Raw genomic sequence first — 24,746 nt, 5'->3', positions numbered from 1 at the left:
GATTCTCACCTTCTCCCCCGGCCCGTGGCAAGGGCGAAGACCCCGGGCACGGGTGGGGGCGGCGACCACACCGGTCGCCGCCCCCACTCGTCGTCCACGCGTCAGCGGGTCTCGTGGCCTTCCGGAAGCCACTTCTCCCACACGTCGCGGTTCTCGCTCACCCAGATCTCGGCCGCCTCGGGCGGAGAGATCCCCTGGTCGGCGATCATCTGCGCGACCTCGTTCTGCTGCGAGTTGGTCCACTTCCAGTTGTCGAGGAAGCGGTACGCGTAGTCGTCCTCCTCCACGAAACCGGCCCTGAAGATCTTGTTCAGGTCGTAGACCGGGTAGTCACAGGGAACGTCGTCCAGGTCGGCGTCGCAACCTTCGTGATAGTCGGGGAAGTCGACCTTGACCAGGTCCACCTCCTCCTGGAACCACTGCGGGTCGTAGAAGTAGAAGAGCACCGGCTCCTCGTTGGCGTAACGGCGCCGCACCTCGGTGATCTGCGCGGCCTCCGACCCGGCGTAGACGATCTCGAGGTCGAGGTCGAAGGCGTTGATCATCCCCTGGTCCTGGCTGACGAACCCGGGGGCTCCGGCCAGGAACTCGCCCTTGTCGCCCGTCTGGGCCGTCCGGAACAGGTCGGTGTTGGCCTTCAGACCCTCCAGGGTGGTGATCTCCGGGTACTCCTCCGCGAGGTAGGCGGGGACGTACCAGCCGATCACACCCTCGTTGCCGTTGGGACCGCCGTCCACGGCGGTGCCGTTGCCGTCGGGTCCGTACAGCTCGAACAGCTCCTCGTGGCCCCAGTTCTCCACGATCACGTCCATGACGCCCTGATCGAGCGCCTGCCAGGAGGGCTGTTCGTCCACGCGGATGAGCTGGACCTCATAGCCCATCTCCTCCCGCAGGATGTTGGCCAGTACCTCGGCGCTGGCCTCGTAGCCCACCCAGCCGTTCACGGCGATCCGGACGGTGTTGGGGTCGCGGGCGATCTGATCGGTGCGCACCGCGCAGGAGCTCACCATCACCAGAGCCAACCCCACGGCGAGCGACCGGAGCAGGACGCCCCTCTTCAGAAACCTAGGCACGGGGTGCCCTCCTTCCCTGCGTCACCCGGTCCAGGAACAGACCCAGGAACACGATCGCCAGGCCCGCGGCGATACCCAGGCCCAGCTCGTTCTGCGCCAGCCCGAGGACGACGTCGTTACCGAGCGCGCCGGCGCCGACGAGGGCGCCCATCACCACCATGGACAGGACCAGGATGATGCCCTGGTTGACCGCCAACAGCAGGGAGCCGCGCGCCATGGGCAGCTCCACCTTGGTGAGCAGCTGCCACTTCGTGGAGCCCTGGGAGACGGCGGCTTCGAGGGTGCCCTCGGGCACCCCGCGGATACCGTCGTTCACCAACCTGATCACCGGGGGCAGGGCGAAGATGACCGCGGCCGCCAGGGCGGGCACGGGGCCCAGTCCGAGCAGGGCCACCGCCGGGATCAGGTAGACGAACGGCGGCAGGGTCTGCATGAAGTCGAGCACGGGGCGGAACACCACGGCGACCACGTCGTTGCGCGACATCAGGACACCGAGGACCACGCCCAGCGCGATGGTGACCACCGTGGCCACCAGCACCTGGGAGAGCGTGGCCATGGCGTTGTCCCACACACCCAGGAGGCCGATCGCGATGAAGCAGAGCGCGGAGATCACCGCGACCCGCCTGCCCGCGAAGATCAGCCCGAGCGCGGCGGCGGCGAGCGTCACCAACCACCACGGCGATCCGCTGAGCAGGTTGTCGAGCGGTCCAAGGATCCAGCTCTGTGTCCAGGAGCCCAGAGCGGCGGCGGCCGGGCCGATCGCCGCCTCGATCGCCTTGTCGAAGGCGTTCACCGGGATGTCGATCCGGAGCGACAGGTCGCGCGGCCAGCCTCCCAGGTCGAGGAGACGGCCCACGACCATCGCCGCGACGGCCGCGGCGAGCATGCCGCCCAGGAGCGGCAGCCGATAACGTGCTTCGATCCGCGGTGTGTGCGCTCCGTGGCCGACCGCGCCGGTGACCCGATCCATGGCGATGGCGAGCATGACGATCGCCAGACCCGCCTGGAACGCCTGACCGACGTTGATCTTGGACAGCGCCTGATAGATGGCGTCGCCGAGACCGCCCGCTCCGATGACCGAGGCGATGACGACCATGGAGACCGCGAGCATGATGGTCTGGTTGACGCCCAACAGGATGGTGCGCTTGGCCAGCGGCAGCTGCACCTTGGTGAGGATCTGCCACGGGGTGGAGCCCAACGAGGTCGTCGCCTCGATGGCGCCCTTGTTCACCTCGCGGATGCCCAACGCGGTGATCCGTACGACCGGCGGGAGCGCGTAGACGGCGGTCACCACGGCGGCCGACGCGTTACCGATGCCGAAGAGCAGCACGAACGGCAGCAGGTAGGCGAAGGCCGGCATGATCTGCATGAAGTCCAGCACCGGACGGATGGCCCGGTAGAACCCCTCGCTCCGACCGGCCAGGATGCCGAGCGGGATGCCGAACAGCAGGGCGATGAACACCGAGGTGATGATGAGCGACAACGTCGTCATCGACTCGTTCCACAGCCCGGTCAGCGCGAACACCGCGAAGGTGGCGAGGACCAGCAGGGCCACCCGCCATCCCGCGACCCGCCAGGAGGCGAGCACGCCGATGACGGTCACGCCGAGCCAGGTGAACGTGTTCAGGACCTGGTTGATCAGCACGACGGCCGATCCGAGGCCCACGGAGATGTAGTTGAAGAAGTAGAGGAACAGCGGGCTGTCGTTGCGGTTGGCGACGATCCAGGCGTAGACACCGTCGAGCCAGGCCATGAAGGCGCTGCCGGTGGCGCCCGGGAAGCCGCCCGCCCAGGACGGGGAGCCCATCAGGCGGGTCAGCTGGTAGCCCAGGATCAGCACCACGACCACCAGCAGGGCCTGGAACCAGCTCCTGCGCAGAAGCCCGCCGTCGCCGTTCTCCGTGTTCTCCGTGCCGGCCTCCTTGGTGCCGGCGGGTTCGGTCACCGTGGCCATGTCACCCACCGTTCCCCGTCGAGGCGGCGCCCCCGGGGTCGACGACGTCGTCGGAGATCTCCTCCACCGTCTCCTCGACGATCGCGTCGACCTGCTCGGAGCCCTCCAGCTGATCCTCCGCGATGGCGCGCAGTACGTCGTCGCGGCCCACGTAGCCGAGGAGGGTGTCGCCCTCCACGACTCGGACCGGGGCGGTGCTCGCGGCGAGCATCGGCAGGACCTCCGCCAGGACGGTGCCGGGTTCGGTGGTCGGGCCGTCGGTGCGCTCTTCCGGGTAGGCGTCGCGGACCAGCCATCGGGCGGTGAGCACGGTCGTGCGGGCCACGTCGGAGGTGAAGTCGGCGACGTAGGAGTTGACCGGACGACCGACCACCTCTTCGGGGGTGCCCACCTGGACGATCTCTCCGCTGCGCATGATCGCGATGCGGTCGCCCAGCTTGAGCGCCTCCTGAAGGTCGTGGGTGATGAAGACGGAGGTCTTGTTCAGCTCCTTCTGGAGCCGGACGACCTCGTTCTGCATGTCGCGGCGGATCAGCGGGTCCAGCGCGCTGAACGGCTCGTCGAACAGCAGCACCTGCGGGTCGACGGCGAGGGCGCGGGCCAGGCCCACGCGCTGCTGCATACCTCCGGAGAGCTGGCCGGGACGGGAGCTCTCGTACCCGCTCAGGCCGACCATCTCGATCATCTCGCGGGCCCGCTCGTAGCGTTCGGCGCGCGGCATTCCGCGCACCTCCAGCCCGTAGGCGACGTTGTCGATGATCTTGCGGTTGGGCAGGAGTCCGAAATGCTGGAAGACCATCGCCATCTTGCGCCGACGCAGCTCGCGCAGACGCTGGTCGGAGGCGTCCCCGATGTCCTCGCCGTCGAGCAGGACCGAACCCGAGGTGGGCTCGATCAGGCGGGTCAGACAGCGGATGAGCGTGGACTTGCCGGACCCCGACAGCCCCATGACCACGAAGGTCTCGCCTGGGCGCACGTCGAAGGAGACGTCGCGCACCGCGACGGTGCAGCCGGTCTCCTCCTTGATGCGGTCGCGGTCGGCCCGCTCCAGTTCGGTGCCGATGACGTTGTCGGCGTTCTTACCGAAGATCTTCCACAGGTTGCGGACGGAGAAGGTGACGTCCGTGGCGCCCGGGGGCGTGCTCTCCTCGGCGGTCTGCGCGCTCATCGGGCCTCACCTTCCTCGGCCCGCCGATCCTCGCGGATCAGGTCGGCGGCGCGCTCCCCGAGCGCGAGCACCATGACCATCGGGTTCGGGGTGGGCAGGGTCGGGAACACCGAGGCGTCGGCCACGCGCAGCCCCTTCAGCCCGCGCACGCGCAGGCGGGGGTCGACCACGGCCGCGTCGTCGTCGACGGCGCCCATACGGCAGGTGCCCGCCGGGTGGTAGACGGTGTGCGCGGCGCGACGGCCGTACTCGGAGAGCTCCTCGTCGGTCCGGACCTTCGGCCCGGGGGCGACCTCGCGCTTGATCCAGGACTTGAACGGCTCGGTCTCGGCGACCTCGCGGGCGATCTTCAGGCCGTCCACGATGGTCTGCTCGTCGTAGCCCTCCGGGTCGGTGAAGTAGCGGAAGTCGAGGGCGGGCTTGGCCTCGGGGTCGCCACTGGTGAGGTAGAGCCTGCCTCGGGAGCGGGACCGGGGGATGTTCGGGGTCATGCAGACCGCGTAACCGTCCTCGGGCGAGTCGTAGCCCAGCCGCTTCGTGTTGTCGTCGAAGGGGATCTGGTAGATGTGGAACATCAGGTCCGGGCGCGGGTCGTCGCCTTCGTGACGTCGCACGAACAGGGCCGCGTCGGAGTCCATCACGGTGTTCTCGGGGATCCGACGGGTGGTCTCCCACATGATGATCGACTCCGGGTGGTCCTGGAGGTTCTCCCCCACACCCGGCAGGTCGTGCTGCGACTCGATGCCCAGGGCGCCCAGCTCCTCGGCGTTACCGACACCGGACAGCATCAGCAGTCGGGGGCTGTCGATCGCGCCGGCCGACACGATGACCTCGTGACGGGCCTTGACGGTGATCCGCTCGCCGTCCTTGGTCGTGGCGGTGACCCCGGTGGCGCGGTCGCCGTCGAAGAGGATCCGTCCGACCCAGGTCTCCAGCAGCACGGTGAGGTTCTCGCGCACGTCCATGATCGGGTGCATGTAGGCGACCGAGGCCGAGGAGCGGTAGCCGGTGTAGGGGTCGTAGGCGATGGACAGGAAGCCCGCGCCACCGGAGAAACCGTCGCCGTGCGAGGTGAGGGCGTTGAAGTCCTCGATCACCGGGACGTTCGCCGCCTCCGAGGCCGAGGACACCCAGTCCTTGACCATGTCGTTGCGGTCCTTCTCGGCGATCGGGATGATGTTGCACTTGATCCGGTCGGCGTAGGACTGCACGGTGGCGTTGTCCCAGCCCTCGGCGCCGGCGGCGACCCACTCGTCGAGGTCCTCGGCGAAAGGCCGGAAGCTGATCAGGGTGTTGTGCGAGGAGCAGCCGCCCAGGACCCGGGCGCGCGAGTGCAGGATGTGCGAGTTGCCGTTGGGCTGCTCGGTGGTGGTGTACCCGTAGTCGAGTTCACCGTCCAGGACGCTCAGCCAGTCGCGGAGTCGGAGCACGTGCTCCAGGTTCCGGTCGTCGGGTCCGCCCTCGATCACGCAGACGGTGGTGCCGGGGTCCTCGGTGAGCCGGTTGGCGATCACCGAACCCGCGGTGCCACCACCGACGATGACGTAGTCGTACACGGTCTCTTCGTTGGACACGACCCGGTTCCTCTCGTTGTGTCACGCATGGGGGGCGTCGGGGGAAACCGACCTGTGCTGCGTCGGGTGTCTCTTCTTCTCGTGGAAAGGCCCGGCCGAGGGCACGGCGGAAGCGCTCGTGCCCCCGAACGGGCGGGGCCCCGGGATCGTTCGAACCCCGGGGCCTGGGAAGGTCAGCCGAACCAGCGCTGCGGTTCGGGAGCCAGGTTCCGATAGATGTGCTTGGCCTCGCGATATTCGTCGAGACCGGCCAGGCCGAGCTCGCGGCCGACGCCGCTACGACCGAAGCCGCCCCACTCCGCACCCGGGAAGTAGGGCCCGTAGTCGTTGATCCAGACGGTGCCGTGGCGCAGGGCGGCCGCCACACGCTCACCACGGGCGGTGTCGTCGGTCCATACGCCGCCGGAGAGGCCGTAGTCGGTGTCGTTGCCCAGCTCGATCGCCTGGGCCTCGGTCTCGAAGCGCTCGACGGTCACGACCGGACCGAACACCTCGGTCTGCACGATGTCCATGGCGCGGTCGCAGTCCACGAACACGGTGGGACGGTAGAAGTAGCCGTCCTGGAGCCCGGGGTCGTCGGGGCGCCTGCCTCCGGCGATCACCCGCGCGCCCTCCTCCACGCCTCGGGCCACGGCCTTCTCGACCTTGGCCCGGTGCTCGGCGGAGACCAGGGGCCCGCAACGCACGCCCTCGTCCTGGCCTCGGCCGATCCGGATGGCCTCGGCGCGGCGGGCCAGCTCGGTGGTGAAGGCGTCGTGGATGTCGTTGTGCACGATGAGTCGCGCGCCGGCCGAGCACACCTGGCCGGAGTGGAAGAACGCGGCGCTGAGCGCGTAGTCCACGGCCGTGTCCAGGTCGACGTCGGGGAAGATGATGTTCGGGTTCTTCCCGCCCAGTTCCAGGGCGATCTTCTTGACCGTCTCGGAGGCGGCCGCCATGATCCGGCGCCCGGTGACCAGGCCACCGGTGAAGGAGACCAGGTCGACATCGGGGTGCTCGGACAGGGGCGCGCCCGCGTCGGGGCCGCTGCCCATCACCAGGTTGACCACACCGGCGGGGATGCCCGCCTCGGTGGACAGCTCCACCAGCTTGGCGGTGGTCACCGGGGTGACCTCACTGGGCTTGATCACCATGGTGTTGCCGGCGGCGATCGCCGGGGCCATCTTCCAGGCGAGCTGGAGCAGCGGGTAGTTCCACGGCGTGATCATGCCGCAGACACCGACGGGCTCGTAGACGATCTTGCTGTGGACGCCCTCGGGCGCGGAGACCAGACGGCCCGCGTCCTTGTCGGCGAGACCGGCGTAGTAGCGGAAGACGTTGGTGACGTCGTCGACGTCGATCCCGCCTTCCTCGATGGTCTTGCCGGTGTCGAACGACTCCATGATCGCGATCTCTTCACGGTCGCGCTGGAGCAGGTCGGCGATCTTCTCGAGGACGCGTCCGCGTTCGTCCGCGGAGGTACGACGCCATTCACCGGTGTCGAAGGCGCGTCGGGCCGCGGCGATGGCCGCCTCGGTGTCCGCTCTTCCGCCCTCGCTGACGATGGTCAGGACGGAGGCGTCGGCGGGGTCCAGGATCTCCCGGACCCGCCCGTTCTTCGCCGCTCGCCACTCACCGTCGATGTAGAGGCTGGTGGCGGTGGCCGAACCGGGCTCTGCCAGGTACGGCGCGGACGGCAGGGTTACGTAAGGGTGCTTCACGGATCCCTTTTGCCCAAGATCGGTAGTCACAAACTGCCTCGTCTCATAAGTCACACTCACCCCAACGTTGCCATAGGCATCACTGATCAGGCGAAACGCCGACCGGTGGACTATGGGACACCCCTTGGTGGTCTGTATCACCGGCCCTTCGAGGACAGACCTACGTCCCACCCCGCGCTCACGGTCTTGGAACACACCGCACTGGGGAATACCGGAACGAGACTTTGACGTACATTTAGGTGTACCTAAGTCGGTTCGTCCCGCTCATCCGGGGCACCCCTTGGAGTGCCGACCGCGAACCCGATCGAGGAACGCATGCTGCTCGAACAAGAACGTCGCGACGTCTGCCTGACGGCCCGGTCCATCGCCCGACACCCCGGCACCGCGCCCGGCGAGGCGGGCACCATCAGCGTTCGCAGCGGGGACCTCGTGGTCGTCACCCCGCACGGAATCCCCCTGGAACAGCTCGGCCCCGGTGACTGCCCCGTCATGTCCCTGGACGACCGTGTGCTGGAAGGACGGCGCGACCCCGCCGCCGAGGCCACCCTCCACCTGGCCGTCCACCGCGACGCGGCCGAACACGGTCGCGACGTCGGCGCGGTCGTCAACGCCTTCACCATCGACACCGTGGCCGTGTCGACCGTGCTGGTCGAGCTCCCTCCCATCCACCACCGCGCCGCCGGTCTGGGCGGCGCCGTCGCCGTCACCCCCTACGCCCCTTACGGCACCGGCGACATCTCCGACCAGGCGGTCAAGGCCCTCAAGGGGCGCGACGCCGCCCTGTTGGCCGGCCACGGAGGTCTCGCCCTCGGCCGGAACCTGGAGCACGCCCTGGAGAACCTGCGGCTGCTCGACTGGCTCAGTGGCACCTACCTGCGCGCCCGTCAGGTCGGCGAACCGCGCGTGCTGTCCGAGGAGGAGCTCGCCGAGATCCGTCACCGCGACACCTACGGCTGGGCCGGACCCGACCCCTTCCTCTAGTTCCTCCCCCACCGAAGCCCACGGGGCCCGCGACGATGTCGCGGGCCCCGTTCCCGTGAAGGCCGACCCCTCGTTCCGGTCGGGTCGGGGGATCTACGGTCGGTGGCCGATACGGGGGAAGGGCTCGATGGAGAAGACGACCTCCACGGGGACCTCGAAGTAGCGGGAGATCCGCAGCGCCAGGTGGAGGCTCGGACTGTACTCGCCCCGCTCCAGGTAGCCGACGGTCTGATAGTGGACGCCCAGGGCCTCCGCCAGCTGCCGACGGGAGACCCCGCGTTCGGCCCGCAGCATCGCGATCCGGTTGTGGATGATCTCGGTGGACGCCTTGTCACGGCGACCGACGCTCTTCTCACCAGGCACGCTTCATCGCCTTCTCCCGGGCTTCCTGGACCCTCGACCCCGACTGTTTCCGGGCCATCCTCCGCAGCACCCACTGTGCGAGGAGGAGTCCGACCACCGCCCAGCCTGCCAGGACACCGGCGACCAACGGCAACTCCCACGAACCCGCGAGTTCGAAGGCCGCGTAGGAGTCCGGCAGGAGGGCGGCGCGAAGCCCCAGGCCGAGCCAGTACACCGGCAGGAGACGGCCGATGTCCAACATCCAGTCGGGCATGAGTGTCAAGGGCATGACCAGGCCGGAGAACATCAGGACGACGACGGTGGGCAGCATCGCCAGAGAGACACCCGTTCGGGCGTTTCCGACCAGAGCGCCGATGATCGCGCCGATGGGCGCGAGGGCGAGCACCCCGAGGACGCACACCCAGAGCAGCACCAGCACGTCGGTCCACCGCTCGAAACCGAAGTCGTCGACGAGCAGCAGCCCCGGCACCACCGTGAGGAGCGCCATCGTGACGGCCACGGCCGCGATGTGCGTGGACTTGGCGACGGTGTAGCCCAAGAGCCCGCGGGGGACGGCCTTGGCACGCAGTAGCGTCCCGTCCTCACGTTCGCTCGCCAGGGTCTGTAGGACGGTGGCGATACCGAGGATCGTCAGAGAGAAGGCCAACCCGCCGCTGAGGACGAACGCCCCGGGCATCTGGACCTCGCCCTCCCCCAGACCCATCGTCTGGAAGATGAGGGCCAACCCCAGGAACAGGCACGGCATGTACAGGTAGCCGAACAGCTCCTGACCGTTGCGGAAGGACAGTCCGTACTCGATCCGACCGCGGGAGAGACCGGCGCGGACCGCGTTGAGAGTGGGGTTCATCGGTTCTCCTCGTCGAGGTCGGCGGGGGCGACCTCCGCGTCCCCGCTCTCGTACCGCCGGACCATGGTCATGTACACGTCCTCCAGGGACGTCCGGGTGACCTTCAGGTCGGTGATCCCGTCGCCGTGCACCGCGTACAGTTCCGCGATGTGCCGGGCCGGGGCGTCCGTGCCGTGCACGTGACGCCGCCCGTCGACGGTCCAGGTGACCTCGCTGTCCCCGGCCACCGAGGCGGCCAGTTCGTCGGGGCTGCCCTCGGTGACGATCCTGCCGCCCGCGAGGAGGAGCACGCGGTCGGAGAGCTTCGCGGCCTCGTCCAGGTCGTGGGTGGTGAGCAGGATCGTGGTGTCCTCCTCGTCGACCAGCCGGAAGAGCAGGTCGTGGAACGCCTGACGGGCCTTCGGGTCAAAGCCCGCGGTGGGTTCGTCGAGGAAGAGGATCTCGGGACGACCGACCACGCCGATCGCCACGTCCAGGCGCCGCCGCTGTCCACCGGAGAGGTGTTTGATCCGCTGCCCCGCGTGCTCGGTGAGGCCGACCAGGGCCAGCAGCGTGTCCGTGTCGTAGGGGCGGAGCCGGTCGGGGGTGGAGTAGGGGGCGTGGAAGCGACCGAAGTGGTGGAGCAGGTCGCGGACCTTCCAGGCGCCGTGGTCGCGCCAGGACTGGAGGACCACGCCCAACCTCGCCCGCCAGGCCTCGTCCCCGTGTTCCGGGTCGGAACCGAGGACGTCGACCTTCCCGGAGGAGCGGCGCCGGAAGCCCTCCAGGACCTCCAGAGTGGTGGTCTTCCCGGCCCCGTTCGGACCCAGGAGCGTGATGATCTCGCCGCGCCGGGCGGTGAGGTCGATCCCCTTGAGGACCTCCTTCCTCCCGTAGTTCATCCGCAGGTCCTCGACGCGCAGGACGATCTCCGCTTCGACTCCGGCGGCCAGGGCCTCGGACCGTCGTGTGACCGGTGTTCCCATAGCGCACCTCCTCCTATCCATAGGATCTCTTCTTCTTTTGATAGTAGGTGTACTACATCTATGAGTACAGCCGCTGTTGGCGAGCACATGCGAAGATCAGAGAGAACCGGACCCGTCCACGCAGGTCGATGGGGGAATGAAAGGACGTGACCACATTCGGCCACCCGGGATGCGGGTACGGATAGCCGGGAATCCGCCACTCTCGGACATGACAATGGTGCCGACCACCCACCCGCACGGCAGGAGGCTCCCATGCGCTGTAGTTACATCCGGCTTCTCGTGAACGACTACGAGGCCTGCTTCCACTTCTACTCCGACGTCCTCGGACTCCCGGTGCTCTGGGGCGACGAGAAGAGCAGGTACGCCGAATTCGATGTGCGCTCGGGGACCCGCCTGGCCCTCAACCAGCGCGAGGTCATGGCCGAGGCGTTGGAGACCGACACGGCCGACCCCGAACTGCCCCACCAGGATCGACTCGCGGTGATCTTCGAGGTCGACGACGTGGACGAGGAGGCCGCGCGGCTGACCGCCGGCGGAGCCCGCCAGGTGATGGAGCCCCGGGACTGGACCGCCTGGGGCATCCGGGCCGCGCACTTCCGCGACCCGGACGGCTACCTCCTGGAGATCAACCGGCCCCTGATCCCCATGGTCGAGTTGGACGAACCCGTGCGGGACATGGAGTCCTCCGAGGGCTGAGCCGCCCGACCCGGGCCGACCGGAACGCGGCCGTTCAGGAGGCCACGTACTCCCTCAGCAGCTCGTTGACCCGGTCGGCGCGTTCCACACCGAGAAGGTGCGCCGCCCCGGAGACCACCTCGAACCGGGAATCGGCGATCCCGTCGGCCAGTCTGCGCCCGTGTCCGGGTGGGAGCAGGGGGTCGTGCGCGGCGGAGAGCACCATGGTCGGAACCCGCACACCGGAGACCAGGTCGCGCTGATCCATATGGACGATCGCGTCACAGAGCGACGCGTAGGCGACCGGGTCGACCCCGCGGAGCTCATCGGTGAGCAGAGCCGCCACCTCGGGGGCGTCGGCCGTGAAGCCGGGGGTGAACCAGGGCAGGGTCACCTCCTCGACCACCGCCTCCATCCCACCTTCACGCGCCCGGTCGGCGACCCGGGCCCAGTGGTGCATGGGCGGGGTGCGCGACGCGGACGCCAGCAGCGCGAGCCGGTCCAGGGAGCGGGGGGAGTTGGCCGCGATCCACAGCAGGAGCGAGGATCCGAAACCGGCCCCGACCGCCGCCACCCGACCGAAGCCCAGCTCTCCCAAGAGCCCCAGCACGTCCAAGGCCAGACCCTCGACGGAGTAGGGCCCCTCCGGCGTCGGCGAGAGTCCGTGGCCCCGATGGTTGACCCGAAGGACCCGCCGGTCGCGGGTGAGCTCGGGAAGCTGTGGTTCCCAGACCGACATCGTCGTGCCGAACGGCGGTACCAGCAGGACCACGGGGGCGTGGGCGGGGCCGTCGAGTCGGTACTGGAGCGGAATCAGAGCCATGGAACCTCCGGGTCGCCGGAACGCCAGGTTATCCGTAGTGCTTTCGGGAGGGCCAGAAGGTTCCAGGGCCCGCGTGGAGTGGAGGACGGGAATCGACCGCCACGCTCTCTAGTGTCGAGGCATCCGAGACGGCGAGCTGTGAAGGAACCACCATGACGACGAACAGCAGCGTGAACGGCACCATCGACGTCGAGCGGGAGGCGCTCCTGACGTTCCTCGCCGAGCAGCGCGAGTTCCTGCTCACCACTCTCCAGGGCCTCGACGAGGAGCGGGCCACCCGGCGCACCACGGACAGCTCCCTGCACCTGGCCGGGATCGTCAAGCACCTGAACGAGGTCGAACGCTCCTGGATCGCGTTCATCCAGGACGGGCCCGTCGAGGTCGACTATGAGGACCCCGAGACCTTCGAGAAGCACGAGAACGGTTTCCGACTCCTCGAAGGCGAGACCCTGGAGGGAATCCTGGCCGAGTACGCGGAGACCGCCCGGGCCACCGAGGAGTACGTGCGTTCGCTCCCCGACCTGGAGGTCTCGCACCCGCTTCCGGAGGCCCCCTGGTTCGAGAAGGGTGTCTCCTGGACCGCGCGCGACGTCCTGCTGCACATGCTCCGTGAGATCTCACAGCACTGTGGTCACGCGGACATCGTCCGGGAGTCCCTGGACGGGCAGAAGACCATGGGCTGACCACCCGCGACACGCCCGGGTCGCTTTTCTCCGTAGCGCGCTCGTCACCCTCCGCATGCGGGACGATGGGGTCGTCCCACCCCCGAGAGCCCGAGGAGCGCGGAGTGAGCCCGACCTGGATCGACATCGACGACGAGGCCCTCCGGGAGACCATACGGTTCTCCGGGGCCCGGAGCGAGGACGAGGCGGTCAACCTGGCCCTGCGGGTCTACGCGGCCCGCCACCGGAGCCGGGCCGAGACGATGCACGAGCGCAACCGGGCGGAGGCCGCCGCCAAACGTCGGGCCCCGGAGGACTGACGGCGGACGCCCCCGGAAAGACGGCGCCCCGGTCGAAGCCTCTTCGGCCGGGGCGCCCGTCGTCCCTCGGACGGACTTTCGCGCACGAGGCGGACGAGACCACGGGAAAGGCGACGGGGGCGCCCTCACCCTTCGGTGAGAACGCCCCCGTTACGAGGTGGCGAGGGTCGCCTCCGCATCCCCCCTCAAAGTACGGAGGCGACCCCCGCTCTGGGAAGCGGCCCACGACTCCTCCCCCCTGGAGTCGCGGCCTGGAAGGTCTCTCCGCGGAAGCGACCTTGTCGTTCCGCGTTGATAGAAACAGTACCCACCACGACCACGAAGAACAACCCTCCGTCACGAGAAATCACTTAAAGTGATCGTCATTCCTCGGGGCATGAACCGCCAAGCCACTGTGGCGATCGTCAACCAGGGGTCATGGGCGCCTCCTCGAAGGTCACGCATAGCCTGGACGGGTGAGCTCACCTCTCCTCAATCCACGCTGGCTCGGCATCCACCTGGCGGCCGTGCTCGTGGCCGTCGTGTGCACCGCCGGTACCTACTGGCAGGGCACTCGCGCCTTCGAGCCCGACCGGGACGTCATCACCAACCCCGTCCAGGAGCTCGCCGACGCGATCCCCGTGGACGACCTGGGCGAGCCCGGCGCCTACCTGCACCCGGCGCTCACCGCGAACACCGCGGTCGAGATCACCGGCGACTTCCACGTCGAAGAGCAGCTGCTGGTCCCGTGGCTGTTGGACGGGGTCGAAGGGTACGCCGTGGTGATCCCGCTGGTCACCGACGAGAACGCCGCGATGCCGGTGAACCGGGGCTGGGTCGAGGACCCCGAGGCCGTTCCGGCTCCCCCGGAGGGAGAGGTCACCGTCACCGGATGGCTCCAGCCTCCGCAGGACGCCTCGGAGGGCTACATCCCCATGGGCGACCCGCCGGAGGGGACCGCCGAGCGGATCGCGCCCTCCGTGCTCACCTCCTCGTGGGACGAGCAGCTGTACGCGGCCTACCTCACGCTGCCCGAGGGGGCCGCCGGAGGGGACGGCCTCACCCCGGTGCCGCCGCCGGAGCCGCCCACCGAGTTCAAGATCAACTGGCGCAGCCTCAGCTACGCGATCCAGTGGGCGATGTTCGGGGTCTCCGGAGTGGTCTTCTGGATCATCCTCATGCGCCGTGAAGCGAGCGAGGCCCGCACCCGGGAGTCGGGTGGGGCCTCGAAGGACGACGGAGCGCGGCCGGATCAGCCGGTGGGCGCGGATTCCTGAGCGCCGGCGAGGGCGGCGGCCTCCTTGGCCCGCTCACTCTTGACCACACGGTGCTCCACCACGAAGCCGAGGATCGGGATGGTGCCCGCGAGCACCACGCCCAGAGTGCGACCGGCCCCCCAACGCCGGTCCAGCGCCACCCACAGCACGACCAGCACGTACAGCATGTAGATGTAGCCGTGCGGCATGGCGATGAAGAGCATGAGCGGGGACTCGGGCCCGAACCAGTGCTCGGCCCCCCGCGGGGCGGGCGCCAGGGCGAACATGGAGTTCTCGCCGACCAGGTACTTGGCGGGCATGGCCAGGAAGGTCAACCCCAGCAGGAAGACACCCGTCACGTACGCCAGCACCCGGTACAACGTGAACGACACACGGCTCTTGTCCACTGCACACACCCATTCGACGACTTCACCCGAGGAGGGTCGGGTTCCCCTCCATCGAGGCTAAGCGCTGTTCGGAACCGCACGACGCCGGGGTGGGCACGACCCGGACAATCTCACATCCGTGTTCGCCCCACCCCGGAGCGCCGTCGTCAACGACCCTTGCCCGAGACCCGCACGGGACTGCTCCAGCGTCCGTCGGACCTGGCGGTCCAGGCCTTCGGGATCATCCTCAGGGACAGGTAGGCGTCCACCACCCGGATCGGGAAGAAGAACAGCCCGTAGAAGAGGTAGGACGGGCGACGCCGGACCATGGTCATGACGCAGGTGAGGATGTAGTCCGGCACCAGCAGACCGATGGCCAGGGCGGTCAGCGGTAGGAGCGCCGTCACCGCGGTGAACGAGTCGGTGAAGAACGGGACCCCCGACAGCAGGTCCCCGGCGAACGTGCCGAGCAGCACGAAGGCCGCCAGCGCGACGGTGAACAGGAACATCAGCGAGACCAGGACGACCTCGATCACGTAGAGCACCAGGCAGAGGCAGAAGAGGCCGGGCCACAGGCGGTGGCGGCGAATCGTCTGCCAGAAGCCGAGCGTCCAGCGGCCGACCTGTTTCCGGTAGTCGCGGAAGGTGAACGGGTCCTGGCTGTAGGCCTTGGTGTCCGGGTTCATCGAGACACGGCCGAGGCGTTTGTGGTGCACCTCGAAGGTCATGTTGAAGTCCTCGATCACCAGCCCCGGCGGGTTGACGGTGATCTTCTCCAACGCGCTGCTGCGGTAGACGCTGGCGAAGCCCGGCACGATGAAGGAGACGTTGGCGCGTTTCCAGGTCTGACCGAAACGCATGAAGTACTGGAGCATGAAGTACAGGCGGTCCCGGTAGGCCGAGATGATCCGCCCGACGAGGGAGCGTTCCCTCGGCTTCCACTCCGAGACCACGAAGCCGGCGACGGCGGCCACCGAGGGGTCGGCGAGTTGCCGTTTGGCCCCCTCGACGTAGCCGGCGTCGAGTTCGGTGTCGGCGTCCAGGATCAGGACCCCGTCGTAGTGATCGGTCAGGGAGAACTCCTCGATGACCGCCTCGATGGCGCCGGCCTTGCCCCGGTTGGTGAGGAGTTCGAGGACGTTCACCCCGGTCTTGGCGGCGATGTCGGCGGTGGCGTCCTTGGACGAGTCGGAGACGACGTAGACGTCCCAGCGTGGGAACAGTCCCAGAGCCGAGGAGATGGCCGTGTCGATCACCGGTTCCTCGTTGTGCGCGGGGATGATGACGGCGATGGTGATGTCATCGGGGTCCCTGGGCGCGAGGCCGCCGGAGGAGTCGGGTGCGGCGAGGGCGCCGCCCTCGTCGCCCGACGTGGTGTCGGAACCGGCGATCTCGACGGGTCCGCCCGCCCCGACGAGCACCTTCTCGTGTTCGCGGCCGCGGACCGCGGTCCGGCTTCCGCGACGTTCGGGCCCGCGACGGAACACGGACCTGGCACCGTCCTCGGCCAGGCGGAGTAGGCCGAGGATCGTCCACAGCAACAGGTTGAGCCCGAAGGCCATCCACAGGAAAACGTAGCCGAGGGCTCCGAGACCGGAGGCGGCGGCGAGCCCCGTGGCGAAATCGAACCAGAAGACGAAGAGTGCGACGACCAGGACCAGGGCTGTCAACCCGGTCAGCAGGCCACCGATGAAACGCGCGATACGCACAGCCCTAGGACCCTCCGAAAGTTATCGGTTTCGGCCCGACATTAACCCGCGATGTCGGCGTTAGGTTGACGCCCCACGCGGGCGCGAGGTTCACCCGACCTCACGTCCTATGTAGGCCACGAAAATCGTATACATCGGGATGCGATCAGTGGTAACCATTAGAGGATAATTTGTGGCGAGACTCCGGAGGAGCACTACTACCACCGGTTTATCCGCTTCCGCTATGGAATCAGGAAAATCCTCGTCAATCGTGAGCCAACGAAGAAGGAGAATGACCGGCATGATCGGCGAATCGCGTTCATCCTCGCCCGATCCTGCCCACCCCGACCTCCGGAACGATCGCGAGAACACCGACGCCACCTGCGAAAACGAAAGACGTACGCGCGTGGCGATCCACCAGCCCCACTATTGGCCCTGGTCGGGGCTTATCGACAAGATAGACCGCTCTGACCACTTCGTCATGCTCGACACGGTTCAGTTCGAACGTCGGGGCTGGCAGAACCGGAACTACATATCGGGAACCGGGGAACCGGTGCTGCTCACCGTGCCCGTGGTGCAGGAGAGTCGCTCCGAGCTCATTCGGGACAAAAAGATCGATAACACTCGAAAATGGAGAGAGAAGCACTATAGAGCACTCGCGGAACACTGTTACCGCAAGGCACCGTACTGGAACGACCACAAAGAGGAGATCGCCCATCTGTACGAGAGCGAGTGGGAGGACCTGTCCGATCTGGCGATAGCGACCACACGCCTGCTGTTGCGCGGATTCGGCATCGACACGCCGATCCTGCGCGCCGGAGAGCTCGGGGACTTCCCCGGGACCAAGAGCGAGTTGCTGGCCCAGATCTGCGCCAAGGTCGGGGCGAACACGTTGATCTCGGGAAACGGGGCCAGGGGCTACCTGGACCCCGAGATTCTGCGGCGTTACGGGGTGGAGGTCGAATGGCAGGACTTCCGCCATCCGCGATATCCACAGCACACCCGTAAGGCCACCGAAACGTTCGTTCCCCGCTTGTCCGCGATCGATCTCCTGCTCAACGCCGGACCGAACTCACTGCATGTCCTCCGACAAGCGAGAACCGGCACCTGACAAAGTTCGGTGACATGGATCACCGATCTCCCGGACCACGATCGCGGTGCGGTTCGACGACGGCCCGGGTGACCACGATCGCCCTGATCATTCGGCTAAGAACGGGAAACCCAGCATGACGACGGACTGGTCTCAGGAACGCCTCCTGATCTACGCTCCCCACCCCGATGACGAGACCCTCGGCTGTGGCGGTCTCATGAGCAAGGCCAAACGGGCGGGCGCCGAGGTCTACGTGCAGTTCATGACGGTCGGGGACACCGCCGACGAGTCGCCCAAGGGCTTCTCCACGGCCATGGAACGGCACACCGAGATCAAGAAGGTCTCCGAACACTTCCTCTGGGACGACTGGCACATGGCGCTGCCGGGGGACGCCTACCACCTGCGGCTCGACTCGGTCCCCCGGGTGGACCTGACCCGGTTGATCGAACGGGAGAGCCCCATATCGATCGCGCGGTTGGAACCGACCGTGGTGCTCGTACCGCATCGCACCAGCTACAACCAGGACCACCAGGCCACCGCCGAGGCGGTGCACACCGCGCTGCGCCCCTCCGACACCCGCCTGCGACACCACCCGCGCCTGGTCCTGGCCTACGAGGAGGCCGCCGACCAGTGGCGCGCCGAGCCCGCCGACTCTCCCAACCTCATCGTCGAACTGGAGGAGGAGGACCTGCTGGCCAAGCTCCACGGCATGGAGCTGTACGGCTCCCAGACCCACTCGCACCCGCACACCCGCTCCGAACTCACCCTGCGCAGTCTCTCCGTCCTGCGGGGCATGCAGGCCGGGGTCTGTCTGGGCGAGGGCTATCACGTGCTGCGCCACCTGGCATGAGCACGCCCCGGGACACCCATCGGGGCTCCCCCACCCGTCACCCGAACTCTCATCCCTTGTGAAGAGCACCAACCAACATCGCCCGTAGTGGAGGGGAAACCATGAAGGCTGTCATCACCGGCGGCGCCGGCTTCATCGGCTCGCACCTGAGCGACCATCTGATCGCCCAAGGGCACGAGGTCGTCGTCATCGACGATCTATCGACCGGTTCCTTGGACAACCTGTCCCGGATCCGGAGTTCACCGGCGCTGCGCTTCGTCCAAGGGGACATCCTGGACCGAGATCTGGTGGACTCCCTCGTCGAGGGGGCCGACGCCGTCTATCACCTCGCCGCCGCGGTGGGCGTGCACACGATCGTCGACAACCCGCTCCGTTCACTGAGGACCAACCTGCACGGGACCGAGAACGTCGTCGAGGCCGCGGTACGTCACCGCGTCCCCTACATGGTCGCCTCCACCAGCGAGGTCTACGGCAAGAACGACGCCGACGGTCTCACCGAGCACGACGACCGGATCTACGGTTCACCGCTCAAGAGCCGGTGGTCCTACGCCGCCGCGAAGGGTCTGGACGAGCTGGTCGCCTACGTCCACGGGACCGAGTCCGACGTGCCCTGCGTCATCACCCGTTTCTTCAACGTGGTCGGGCCCCGCCAGACCGGCCGTTACGGCATGGTCGTCCCGCGGTTCGTCGACCAGGCCGTGTCCGGTGAGCCCATCACCGTGTACGGCACCGGCACCCAGCGCCGCTGCTTCGGTTCGGTGTTCGACGTGGTCCCCACGCTGCCCCGTCTCCTGGAGACCCCGGAGGCCTACCACCAGGCGGTCAACCTGGGCGGGCACGAGGAGATCTCGATCAAGGGGCTGGCCGACCGTGTCGTGGAGCTGACCGGATCCGAAAGCGAGATCACCTACATGGACTACGAAGAGGCCTATGGGGAGGGGTACGAGGACATGCAGCGTCGCTACCCCGACACCTCGCTGGCCCGACGGTTGATCGGCTACGAGCCGACCCGGGACCTGAACGCGATCATCGACTCCATCATCGAGTACCGCCGTTCCGTCGAGGCCGTGCCCACGCCGGCCTAGAGAGCATCCGGCCGCCGTGGAGGGGAACGAACCGGGCGCCCCGCCGCCCGACCCCTTTCTCCCATGACCGGCCGTCGTCGCGCGTCGAACCGCGAGACCGGGCGAGCACGGGGCCCGTTCCCCCGTATCGCCTCGGACGAGGACCACACCCGTCGTAGGGAGTGGGGAGGCGGCACCGACCGTTCTCTCCTCCGGCCCGTTCCGCCCGTTCCAGGGCATGGCACCGGGCTCCACGACCGCGAAGGACGGCGCCCCCGTTCGGCCCGTTCTCAGGGCAGGATCGCCGTCATCGTCACGGCCACGGTGAGGGAGAGGACGCCGATCCCCAACAGGACCATGGCCCAGGGGCGGGCCACACTCGCCGGCGGTCCGGTTCCTCCGGGCTCACGCAGACCATGGTCGGTCCGTCGCCATCTCCGCCACAGATGCAGCCCCAGGAGCGCGACCAGCAGAAGGACCAGGGCCAGGACGCCCACACGGAGCGGGACCGGGGCCTCGCGCAGGACGGCGGCCCCGGGCACCAGGGGGCCGCGCAGGTAGAGCAACCCCACCAGGACCAGCAGGATGAGTGTGCGCTGCCAGGACAGCAGGGTGCGTTCCGGTTGGAGGCCGGGGTCCCGCCCCTCCTCGGTCACAGCAGGTTGCCCAGCAGGACGAGCAGGCACACCAGCCCCACCGCGAAGGCGGTGATGAGCGGCAGCCCGCTCATCCGGAGGGTGCCGCCACTGCTCATGATCCGCTGCACCCTGTACCAGCGCACCGGGGCGTAGACGGTCACCGCCCCGGCGAGAAGGGCCAGGAGCAGTCCCACCGCCGTGCGCGGGCCCTCGGCCCATCCGAGCGGCAGCAGGTGAAGGACGGCGACGGCCCCCGCCAACAGGGCGAGGGCGGTGCGGATCCAGGCCAGGAAGGTGCGCTCATTGGCCAGGGTGAAGCGGTAGTCGACGGTTCCGGCCTTCTCGGGGCCGCCCTCGTCCTCCGTGCCCATCGCTCCCCCGGACGGTTCGTGTTCGATCCCTGTCTCGCGTGGATCCGGTCCCCCGACCGAAGTCCACGGTCACGACGATGAACTCATGTCGCTCCGGCCGACACTAACCTCGCGAGGGCTTTCCTCCCAAACAGATATGAACCACGTGTTGGGTAGGAAAAACCCTGGCCGTCCGGCTATTCGGTCGTCTTATCGGGCATGCGGAACAAACGAGCGGGCACGACCGCTGTAGCACCCAGGAGGATGGCAGTTGGCCACCGGTCGACACCACAGTACGAACGAAGAGCAGGAGACCACGTGCCCACCGTCGAACTCACCAAGGACAACTTCGCCGAAACGCTGAAGGACAACAGCTTCGTTCTCATCGACTTCTGGGCGGACTGGTGCGGGCCCTGCCGGCAGTTCGCCCCGGTGTTCGAGAACTCCTCGGACAAGCACACCGACATCGTGCACGCGAAGGTCGACACCGAGGCCCAGCGCGAGCTCGCCTTCGAATTCAAGATCCAGTCCATCCCGACCCTGATGATCGTCCGTGACCAGACGGTCATCTACAACGAGCCGGGTGCGCTGCCCTCCGAGGCCCTGGAGAGCCTGATCACCCAGGCCAAGGAGCTCGACATGGACGAGGTCAAGCAGAAGATCGCCGAGCAGGGCGAAGGACAGAAGTAACGAGGCGCCGCCCCGGGAACGGGGCACGTCGACCCCGCCCCGGCGGGCCCCCTCGGAGGGCCCACCGGGGCGCATGTCATTCCGGGGGGAGTCCCCCGCGCCCCGATCACCATCGCCCCGCCGAAGAGGTCGCACGCGCCGCCGTACCGCGCCCTTCGCGAGACCCGCCCGGACCCGCCGGTCACTGTCCGATCCGGTGCGCCGCAGGACGTTCGGACGCTCTCCGGAGTGGGAGGACACCGAGACGTCACCGGATGCTTCCCACTCCACCGCCCACGTTCATCTTGGCCACGAGGTTCGTTCACCTTCGCTTCATGCACACCCTTTTCCATGGGACTCGACCGCGCTCCGCGGGTTCCACCCCCCGAACGACACCACCGCGCAAGCACCGTCCCAACCGGAAGTGGCCCCATGTCTGTCAGCAACACCGCGTCCGCTCGCGGCACCGAGTCCGGCCGCGGGATCGCCCCCGACACCGTCCGGTACAACCGTGAGGTCCCCGGCCTGGGCGACCCCGTCTTCGACATCGTCGACCTGTCGATCCACTACGGGACCAACAAGGCCGTGCGCGATGTGAACATGAAGGTGGGGCCGCGCCAGATCACCGCGATGATCGGCCCGTCCGGCTGTGGCAAGAGCACGGTCCTGCGCACCCTGAACCGGATGAACGACCTCATCCCCGGCGCCCGGGTCGAGGGCAGGGTGACCTACCACGGTGAGGACCTGTACGCCCCCGACGTGGACCCGATCGAGGTGCGCCGCCGGATCGGCATGGTCTTCCAGAAGCCCAACCCGTTCCCCAAGTCCATCTACGACAACATCGCCTACGGTCCCCGGATCAACGGGATGCGCGGGAACATGGACGACCTGGTCGAGGAGACCCTGACCAAGGCGGCCCTGTGGGACGAGGTCAAGGACAAGCTGAAGGAGAGCGCCTTCGCCCTCTCCGGCGGCCAGCAGCAGCGCCTGTGCATCGCCCGCACCATCGCGGTGAACCCCGAGGTCATCCTCATGGACGAGCCCTGCTCGGCTCTGGACCCGATCGCCACGCTCAAGATCGAGGACCTGATGTACGAGCTGGCGGCCGAGTACACGATCGTCATCGTCACCCACAACATGCAGCAGGCGGCCCGCGTCTCGGACCGGACCGCGTTCTTCACCGCCTCCGTGGACGACGACAACGAGCGTTACGGCAGCCTCGTGGAGTTCGACGAGACCGCCAAGATCTTCAGCAAGCCCGCCGACCAGCGCACCGAGGACTACATCTCGGGCCGCTTCGGGTAGACCCTCCGCGTTCCACCCGACCGCCCCCTCGACGAAGTGGACCCCGCTCATGACCGCGCTCACCTCTTCCTCCCCGGTCCCCTCCCCTATGGGCGCGCCGGACGACGAAGGACGTGTGGAGCGGATGGAGGGTCCGCTCAGGGTGCTGTTGGTGGAACCGGAGTCGGAGCAGTCCCACCGGCTGGTGCTCTCGCTGAGCGGGCACGATGTGGACATCACCGTGTGCGTGGACGGCGCGGAGGCCCTGCTGCGGGTCGGAATGCTGCGTCCGGACACCCTCTTGACCAGTGCGGATCCGCCCGAGGTCGACCTGGAGACGCTGGTGCGGGTCACCCGCCGGGCCATCGACATCCCGATACTGATCGGGGTGGGGCCGGGCGACTCCCAGCGAGCGGTCCGGGCGTTGGCCGCGGGCGCGACCGCCTGCGTCAGCCGGCCCTACCGGATCCCGGAGCTGGCGGCGCTGTTGCGCGGTTCGCTGCCCGGCTCGGAGGGGCTCCCCGAGGTGGGGACGCCCCGGCCGACGGCGCTGCGCTCGGGCGACCTGGAGCTGGACGCCCTGGGACACCGCCTGTTCGTGGACGGACAGCCGGTCAACCTGGCGCTGCGGGAGTTCGGGATCATGGACTTCCTCCTCCGGCACAGCGGACGGGTGGTCAGCCGGGAGGAGTTGTGGACCGAGGTGTGGCACAAGCCGCTGCCTCCGGTGAACAACACGATCGCCGTGCACATCCGGCGGCTGCGGCACAAGCTCGGTGACTCCGAGGCCCGCCCGAGGTTCATCCACACGGTGCGCGGTATCGGCTACCGGCTCGACACCGGACAGGGCTGACCGCACCGAAAAAGCATCCAAGGATTTCTCGAACAGGCCCCCCGGTGAACACCGGGGAGGCCCTTCTCACATGTCCGGGTCATTTTCTTCGAAGACACATGGAGAGGTGAACCGAAGAGAAATCCGAGGTGTCATCGACATCTCCGGGTCACCCACGTGACAAGACCGAGAGCCCCGACGTCACCGCAGCTCAGGGCGGATCGATGCTTCGATCGGGACGATCACCGAGAATCACCGTCGCCACCACACACCGTACCCGTTATCGAATGGTGACACTGATTCACCCGGCATTCACCCTTCTTCTACCGAACGTCCTCTATTTCGATGTCACCACGACTTTCTACGCGCTTACTGTCGTTTCACGTCAGCCCCGACAGCGGTGATTCAACGAGGAGAACTACGACATGCGCAACGGGCGTTCCAAGCTCGCCGTTCTGGCGGCCATCCCTCTGCTCGCGGCGGCGTGCAGCAACGGGGGCGGGGAGACCGACGCGACGGGTGACGGTGGTGGCGACCTCAGCGCGTCGCTGACCGGCGCCGGCGCCAGCTTCCCGGACCCGCTCTTCCAGGACTGGATCTACACCTACAACTCCGACGTCCAGTCGGGCGTGGACATCAACTACCAGAGTGTCGGTTCCGGCGCCGGGATCGAGCAGTTCCTGGAGCAGACGGTCGACTTCGGTTCCTCCGAGGAGTACCTCGGTGAGGAGAGCCTGGAGGCCGCGGCCGAGGCCCGCGGTTGCGAGGCCGTCCAGTTCCCCGTCGTGTTCGGCTCCGTGGTCATCGCCTTCAACAACCCGGACCTCGACGGTCTGGTGCTGGACGCCGAGACCATCGCCGGCATCTACTCCACCGAGATCACCAGCTTCGACGACCCGGCGATCGCCGAGCTCAACCCGGACATGGACCTGCCGAGCGACGAGATCGTCCCGGTCCACCGCTCCGACAGCTCCGGCACCACGGCCGTGTTCACGCACTACCTGGCCACCGAGGTCGAGTCGTGGGCCGACGAGTACGGCGAGGGCAAGGAGCTCGACTGGGCCTCCGGCCTGGTCGGCGGCCAGCAGAACGACGGCGTCGCCCAGGGCATCAGCCAGAACCCCGGCGGTATCGGCTACGTCAACCAGTCCTACGCCCAGGAGGCGGGGCTGTCCGTCGCCAAGGTCGTGAACGCCGACGGCACCCCGATCGAGCCGACCCTGGAGTCCACCATCGCCGCCTCCGAGGAGGCCGATGTTCCGGACAACTTCCAGTTCGCGATCGACGGCATCGGCGGCGAGGGCTACCCGATCGCCGGTACCAACTGGATCTTCACCTACACCTGCGGCTACGACCAGGAGTCGGCCGACGCCATCATCGACTTCTGGACCTGGGCCCTGACCGACGAGTCCGCTCAGGACCTCGCCGGTGAGCTGGGCTACGCCCCGCTCGGCGACGAGCTGACCGAGCGCGTCATCGCCGAACTGGAGAAGACCAACTCCGAGAACGGCGACGAGGGCTAGACCCCTCCCCCTCAGGGGCCGGGAACGCGGGT

The 24,746-nt window shown here is 67.9% G+C and carries 25 protein-coding genes; 12 read left to right on the top strand and 13 right to left on the bottom strand.

The genetic code is table 11. The features are described from left to right. Nucleotides 1–101 precede the first annotated feature (101 nt). From U9J66_RS22815 to U9J66_RS22795, 5 genes are all read right to left on the bottom strand, one after another. Entirely contained in the window at nucleotides 102–1,073 is a 972-nt protein-coding gene (locus U9J66_RS22815; protein ID WP_026124709.1) for a glycine betaine ABC transporter substrate-binding protein, read from the bottom strand. Further along, nucleotides 1,066–3,027, bottom strand: a complete 1,962-nt coding sequence (locus U9J66_RS22810; RefSeq protein WP_326338668.1) for an ABC transporter permease — start codon at nucleotides 3,025–3,027, stop codon at nucleotides 1,066–1,068. The genes U9J66_RS22815 and U9J66_RS22810 overlap by 8 nt, the downstream gene beginning before the upstream one ends. Before the next feature lies 1 nt (nucleotide 3,028). After that, nucleotides 3,029–4,195, bottom strand: coding sequence for a quaternary amine ABC transporter ATP-binding protein (locus U9J66_RS22805; protein WP_017533016.1), 1,167 nt, complete (start codon nucleotides 4,193–4,195; stop codon nucleotides 3,029–3,031). Beyond that, nucleotides 4,192–5,769: a GMC family oxidoreductase gene (locus tag U9J66_RS22800; RefSeq protein ID WP_017533015.1), complete on the bottom strand. Its 1,578-nt coding sequence runs from the start codon at nucleotides 5,767–5,769 to the stop codon at nucleotides 4,192–4,194. The genes U9J66_RS22805 and U9J66_RS22800 overlap by 4 nt, the downstream gene beginning before the upstream one ends. Nucleotides 5,770–5,942: 173 nt before the next feature. Continuing rightward, nucleotides 5,943–7,469: an aldehyde dehydrogenase family protein gene (locus tag U9J66_RS22795; protein ID WP_161110858.1), complete on the bottom strand. Its 1,527-nt coding sequence runs from the start codon at nucleotides 7,467–7,469 to the stop codon at nucleotides 5,943–5,945. 315 nt (nucleotides 7,470–7,784) lie between these two features. On the opposite strand from U9J66_RS22795, the gene U9J66_RS22790 reads away from it, so the two are divergent. Further along, a complete protein-coding gene (locus tag U9J66_RS22790) occupies nucleotides 7,785–8,450 on the top strand; it encodes a class II aldolase/adducin family protein (RefSeq protein WP_014910374.1) in 666 nt (221 codons plus the stop codon). Between the two features lie 93 nt (nucleotides 8,451–8,543). On the opposite strand, the gene U9J66_RS22785 is transcribed toward U9J66_RS22790, so the two are convergent. From U9J66_RS22785 to U9J66_RS22775, 3 genes are read right to left on the bottom strand one after another with little or no spacing between them, the layout of a single operon-like run. Then, a complete protein-coding gene (locus tag U9J66_RS22785; RefSeq protein WP_014911179.1) occupies nucleotides 8,544–8,813 on the bottom strand; it encodes a helix-turn-helix transcriptional regulator in 270 nt (89 codons plus the stop codon). Beyond that, a complete protein-coding gene (locus tag U9J66_RS22780) occupies nucleotides 8,803–9,660 on the bottom strand; it encodes an ABC transporter permease (protein WP_326338666.1) in 858 nt (285 codons plus the stop codon). Before U9J66_RS22780 ends, U9J66_RS22785 begins: the two co-directional genes overlap by 11 nt. Then, nucleotides 9,657–10,625 carry an ABC transporter ATP-binding protein gene (locus U9J66_RS22775; RefSeq protein ID WP_326338664.1) on the bottom strand — a complete coding sequence of 323 codons (969 nt, stop codon included), beginning with the start codon at nucleotides 10,623–10,625 and terminating at the stop codon, nucleotides 9,657–9,659. Before U9J66_RS22775 ends, U9J66_RS22780 begins: the two co-directional genes overlap by 4 nt. Before the next feature lie 252 nt (nucleotides 10,626–10,877). Here U9J66_RS22775 and U9J66_RS22770 point away from each other — a divergent pair, with 252 nt between their 5' ends. Then, nucleotides 10,878–11,321 carry a VOC family protein gene (locus tag U9J66_RS22770; RefSeq protein WP_014908197.1) on the top strand — a complete coding sequence of 148 codons (444 nt, stop codon included), beginning with the start codon at nucleotides 10,878–10,880 and terminating at the stop codon, nucleotides 11,319–11,321. Between the two features lie 34 nt (nucleotides 11,322–11,355). Here U9J66_RS22770 and U9J66_RS22765 read toward each other — a convergent pair whose 3' ends face one another. After that, nucleotides 11,356–12,123, bottom strand: a complete 768-nt coding sequence (locus U9J66_RS22765; RefSeq protein WP_161110861.1) for an alpha/beta fold hydrolase — start codon at nucleotides 12,121–12,123, stop codon at nucleotides 11,356–11,358. Between the two features lie 152 nt (nucleotides 12,124–12,275). On the opposite strand from U9J66_RS22765, the gene U9J66_RS22760 reads away from it, so the two are divergent. The 3 genes from U9J66_RS22760 to U9J66_RS22750 all read left to right on the top strand — a co-directional run bounded on the left by U9J66_RS22760 (nucleotide 12,276) and on the right by U9J66_RS22750 (nucleotide 14,361). After that, nucleotides 12,276–12,806 carry a DinB family protein gene (locus U9J66_RS22760; protein WP_326338663.1) on the top strand — a complete coding sequence of 177 codons (531 nt, stop codon included), beginning with the start codon at nucleotides 12,276–12,278 and terminating at the stop codon, nucleotides 12,804–12,806. A 104-nt stretch (nucleotides 12,807–12,910) separates the two neighbouring features. Beyond that, entirely contained in the window at nucleotides 12,911–13,105 is a 195-nt protein-coding gene (locus U9J66_RS22755; RefSeq protein WP_014909542.1) for a type II toxin-antitoxin system VapB family antitoxin, read from the top strand. Nucleotides 13,106–13,560: 455 nt separating this feature from the next. Then, nucleotides 13,561–14,361, top strand: coding sequence for an SURF1 family protein (locus U9J66_RS22750; RefSeq protein ID WP_326338662.1), 801 nt, complete (start codon nucleotides 13,561–13,563; stop codon nucleotides 14,359–14,361). On the opposite strand, the gene U9J66_RS22745 is transcribed toward U9J66_RS22750, so the two are convergent. Together U9J66_RS22745 and U9J66_RS22740 are read right to left on the bottom strand one after the other, a co-directional pair. Further along, on the bottom strand, nucleotides 14,337–14,732 hold the full coding sequence (locus U9J66_RS22745) for a DUF3817 domain-containing protein (RefSeq protein WP_014913372.1): 396 nt from the start codon (nucleotides 14,730–14,732) through the stop codon (nucleotides 14,337–14,339). The genes U9J66_RS22750 and U9J66_RS22745 overlap by 25 nt on opposite strands. Before the next feature lie 161 nt (nucleotides 14,733–14,893). Beyond that, nucleotides 14,894–16,435 (bottom strand): glycosyltransferase family 2 protein, encoded by a 1,542-nt coding sequence (locus U9J66_RS22740; protein WP_014911317.1) that lies wholly within the window; start codon nucleotides 16,433–16,435, stop codon nucleotides 14,894–14,896. 271 nt (nucleotides 16,436–16,706) lie between these two features. Here U9J66_RS22740 and U9J66_RS22735 point away from each other — a divergent pair, with 271 nt between their 5' ends. From U9J66_RS22735 to U9J66_RS22725, 3 genes are all read left to right on the top strand, one after another. Next, nucleotides 16,707–17,525, top strand: coding sequence for a WbqC family protein (locus tag U9J66_RS22735; RefSeq protein ID WP_042285860.1), 819 nt, complete (start codon nucleotides 16,707–16,709; stop codon nucleotides 17,523–17,525). A gap of 115 nt (nucleotides 17,526–17,640) precedes the next feature. Beyond that, on the top strand, nucleotides 17,641–18,354 hold the full coding sequence (locus tag U9J66_RS22730) for a PIG-L deacetylase family protein (protein WP_014912052.1): 714 nt from the start codon (nucleotides 17,641–17,643) through the stop codon (nucleotides 18,352–18,354). Between the two features lie 101 nt (nucleotides 18,355–18,455). Further along, nucleotides 18,456–19,439: an NAD-dependent epimerase/dehydratase family protein gene (locus U9J66_RS22725; protein WP_014908572.1), complete on the top strand. Its 984-nt coding sequence runs from the start codon at nucleotides 18,456–18,458 to the stop codon at nucleotides 19,437–19,439. A 269-nt stretch (nucleotides 19,440–19,708) separates the two neighbouring features. On the opposite strand, the gene U9J66_RS22720 is transcribed toward U9J66_RS22725, so the two are convergent. Beyond that, nucleotides 19,709–20,074 carry a DUF202 domain-containing protein gene (locus U9J66_RS22720; RefSeq protein WP_014913454.1) on the bottom strand — a complete coding sequence of 122 codons (366 nt, stop codon included), beginning with the start codon at nucleotides 20,072–20,074 and terminating at the stop codon, nucleotides 19,709–19,711. Further along, entirely contained in the window at nucleotides 20,071–20,427 is a 357-nt protein-coding gene (locus U9J66_RS22715; RefSeq protein WP_017533007.1) for a DUF202 domain-containing protein, read from the bottom strand. The genes U9J66_RS22720 and U9J66_RS22715 overlap by 4 nt, the downstream gene beginning before the upstream one ends. 297 nt (nucleotides 20,428–20,724) lie before the next feature. Between U9J66_RS22715 and trxA the strand changes: the two genes are divergently transcribed. From trxA to pstS, 4 genes are all read left to right on the top strand, one after another. Beyond that, nucleotides 20,725–21,096: a thioredoxin gene (gene trxA, locus U9J66_RS22710; RefSeq protein WP_014912214.1), complete on the top strand. Its 372-nt coding sequence runs from the start codon at nucleotides 20,725–20,727 to the stop codon at nucleotides 21,094–21,096. Between the two features lie 411 nt (nucleotides 21,097–21,507). Further along, nucleotides 21,508–22,380, top strand: a complete 873-nt coding sequence (gene pstB, locus U9J66_RS22705; protein ID WP_014912682.1) for a phosphate ABC transporter ATP-binding protein PstB — start codon at nucleotides 21,508–21,510, stop codon at nucleotides 22,378–22,380. A 49-nt stretch (nucleotides 22,381–22,429) separates the two neighbouring features. Continuing rightward, nucleotides 22,430–23,212 carry a response regulator transcription factor gene (locus U9J66_RS22700; protein ID WP_014908144.1) on the top strand — a complete coding sequence of 261 codons (783 nt, stop codon included), beginning with the start codon at nucleotides 22,430–22,432 and terminating at the stop codon, nucleotides 23,210–23,212. A gap of 404 nt (nucleotides 23,213–23,616) precedes the next feature. Continuing rightward, complete coding sequence (gene pstS / locus U9J66_RS22695) at nucleotides 23,617–24,714, top strand: phosphate ABC transporter substrate-binding protein PstS (protein WP_017533006.1); 1,098 nt, start codon at nucleotides 23,617–23,619, stop codon at nucleotides 24,712–24,714. Nucleotides 24,715–24,746: the final 32 nt, after the last annotated feature.

This window comes from Nocardiopsis sp. LDBS1602 (genome assembly GCF_035818715.1).
GTDB lineage: Bacteria > Actinomycetota > Actinomycetes > Streptosporangiales > Streptosporangiaceae > Nocardiopsis > Nocardiopsis alba.
Note: the sequence above shows the minus strand (reverse complement) of the source record. Positions and strands in the feature narration are given on the sequence as shown.